The organism is Protofrankia sp. CiP1_Cm_nod2 (assembly GCF_920664355.1).
In the GTDB taxonomy this organism is placed as follows: Bacteria; Actinomycetota; Actinomycetes; order Frankiales; family Frankiaceae; genus Protofrankia.
The window spans coordinates 1,940-4,693 of record NZ_CAKKTL010000091.1; the positions used below are offsets into that span (position 1 = coordinate 1,940).

General features: G+C 70.4%; 3 protein-coding genes. 1 reads left to right on the plus strand and 2 read right to left on the minus strand.

The annotated features are described in order from the left end of the window. Positions 1 to 173 precede the first annotated feature (173 nt). Complete coding sequence (locus tag NBW84_RS12125; protein WP_250284604.1) at positions 174 to 857, plus strand: response regulator; 684 nt, start codon at positions 174 to 176, stop codon at positions 855 to 857. Positions 858 to 1,254: 397 nt separating this feature from the next. On the opposite strand, the gene NBW84_RS12130 is transcribed toward NBW84_RS12125, so the two are convergent. Both NBW84_RS12130 and NBW84_RS12135 read right to left on the minus strand, forming a co-directional pair. Then, complete coding sequence (locus NBW84_RS12130) at positions 1,255 to 1,950, minus strand: YceI family protein (protein ID WP_250284606.1); 696 nt, start codon at positions 1,948 to 1,950, stop codon at positions 1,255 to 1,257. A gap of 508 nt (positions 1,951 to 2,458) precedes the next feature. Then, a partial coding sequence (locus tag NBW84_RS12135; RefSeq protein ID WP_250284608.1) for a DUF305 domain-containing protein occupies positions 2,459 to 2,754 on the minus strand: 296 nt, incomplete at its 5' end.

Sequence of the window (2,754 nt, forward strand, 5' to 3'; positions counted from 1 at the left end):
GGGCCGGGCGCCTGGATCGGATGTTTTGTCAGGGATACTTCCTGGGAACGGAACGTGAGTATTGCGGAAGGCGTGTGGTCGCGGATGCCTGGCCGCTTGAGAGGGCTTGTACGGTTGGGTTTTGGCGCATGTCCCCAATGCTGGCAATGCGCCGTGGGCGAGGAGGCGGGCAGGTGACCGAGCGCAAGGGCGGCCTCGTGGGCGCTGGGGACGCTGTGGGCGCTGTGGACGCCGAGGACGCGCACGGTACGGAGCGTCCGCGCAGCAAGATCCTTCTGGTGGACGACCGGCCCGACAACCTGATGGCTCTCGAGGCGATCCTGGCCTCCCTCGACCAGGACCTGGTCACCGCGTCGTCCGGGGAGGACGCCCTCAAACGCCTCCTGGTGGACGATTTCGCCGTGATCCTCCTGGATGTGCAGATGCCGGGCATGGACGGTTTCGAAACCGCGCACCGCATCAAACAGCGCGGCCGGACGCGGGACACCCCGATCATCTTTCTCACCGCGATCGACCGGGAGCCCCATCACGCGTTCCGCGGGTATGCCGTCGGCGCGGTCGACTACATCGCCAAACCGTTCGACCCGTGGCTGCTGCGCGCAAAGGTCACGGTATTCGTCGAGCTGTTCGAGAAGAATGAGCGGGTCGCCGAGCTCGCCCGGGCGAGGGTCCGCGACTTCGACCTGATGACCGAGATCGCCGAACGGCTGTCCGCGCTCGAGGTCCTGCTGGAGGGCACCTCCCCGAGCGTCCCCGAGGAGACCATCGCCGCCGCGGCGGCCGAGGTCCGCGGCCTGGTCACGCGGCTGCGGCCGTTCTCCCGGGCGGGCGGCGGCCCGCCGGCCACGGCATCCTGACCGCGGGTGTTCCGGGGCCGGGTGTTCCGGTTCCTGGCCGGGGGTCGCGGGGGCGCGGCCTGGCCGCGGGGAAGCGCTGCCCGCGGTCGTCCGCGCAGGGCGTGAGCTGGGGGAGTCTGCCGCTCGGTTCGCTTTTCGATCCGGGCGGGCCCGGTGAGTGTACCGAACGACAAACCCACAGCGATCTTTTCCGTTGGCCGTCGACCATGCGGTCACGCATGGTCGTATGACTGGCGCTCCGGGAGCCGCAGAGCGGGCCGATCCTGGAACCTGCCGACGCCGGGAGCCCGGCGGGGCCCGGAGATCCACCGAAGGCCTCAGGGCCCGCCGAAGGCCTCACCTCAGAGCCTGCCGAAGTCCTCAGGGCCCGCCGAAGGCTCAGGGACCTGACGAGGGCTCAGGACCTGGCGAAGTCGAGCAGCACCTCGATGATCCCGTTGTTCTCGACCCGGATCCCGCCGGCGTTCGGCGGCTCGACGCCGTAGTCACTGAAAGTGACGGGGATCTGCCCGCTGACCCGGATCTGCCCGCCGGTGAGCTGGGTGTCCAGCGGGACGGTGACGGTCCTGGTGACGCCGTGCACGGTCAGCTCGCCTGTTGCCTGGTAGGTCTTCCGCTCGCCCTCGGCGGGCACCGATCCGAGGTCGATCGGCTGGGTCAGCCTGAAGCCGGCCGTGGGGAACCGGGACGTTTCCATGATCCGGCCGCGGAACTGGCTGTCGCGCGGCGACTGGTCGCTGGTGATGGTGGCCACGTCCACGCTGAAGTCGGCGGACGGCACGGAGGTGCCGCTGACGACCAGCTTCCCGGTGACGGACGAGGTCCGGCCGACCGCGGTGGTGTCCTGCCCGAACAGGACCTCCTTGACGCGGTATCCGGCCTGCGAGCCGGCGGCCACCGTCCACGTCCCGTCGGCGGTGGTGTAGGCGGCCGTGGCGCCGGCGGCCGGGCCGGTCGCGGTGCCGCCGGGCGCCGGCGCGCTGTCCAGCGACAACTTGGCCGGCGGATCACCCTCGATGAAGTTGATGTAGACGAACGGCCCGCCGGCCACGAGGGCGGCCAGGGCCACCACGCCGATCACCAGACCCTTCACCCAGCGTGGCCGTTTCTTTTTCGTCGGGCCTGACGGGCCTGACGGGCCCCATGGACTCGGTGGACTCGGCGGTCCTGCCTGCTCCGGTGGGCCCGGCCGGCTCGGCGGTTGCGATGAGTCGGCCGGACGGGACGCATCGGCTATCATTGATCACTCCTCGGTGGTTGCGTGGCCGGCTTGTAGTCCGTGCTTGTGCTCCGTGGCTGCTGATAGCCCTGTGGTGGATTGTGGCCGGTTTGTGACGTCTGGCACGAGGCGTCCACGTGCGCTACCGGTCGCATGGGTCGGATGTTGCACGAGCAACATAAAAAATCATGAATATGATTCGGCTCGGCATGCTGTCAGCCTGGCGACACGGACCTGTCGGCCCGGCCCCGAATCCCGTTGGCAGCTGCCCACCACCGTCACCGCGATGTGCCCTCCCGCGGGCCGGCACCACCGGAGGGCTCCACCAGGGGACTCCGCCGGACGGCCGGGTGGCGCCGGCCCGGTCGTCCGGCGGGCGAGGTCAGGCCGGGGGAGAGCCGAGCGCGCGCAGGTCGGCCTGCATCTGGTCGATCTCGACGGCCTGGTTGATGACCATCACCCGGGCCAGCGCCCGGACGTCCGTCTCCCGCGCGTGGGCCGCCGCGTGCTGAGCCATCGTGATCCCACCCCGGTGATGGCGGATCATGAGCGTGAGGAAGAGGACGTCCAGCTCCCGGCCCCGCGCCGTGGACAGCTGGGCCAGTTCGGCGTCGGTGGCCATCCCCGGCATCCGCGACGAGCCACCGGGAGCCGTGCCGGACGGGGCGGCTGTGCCGG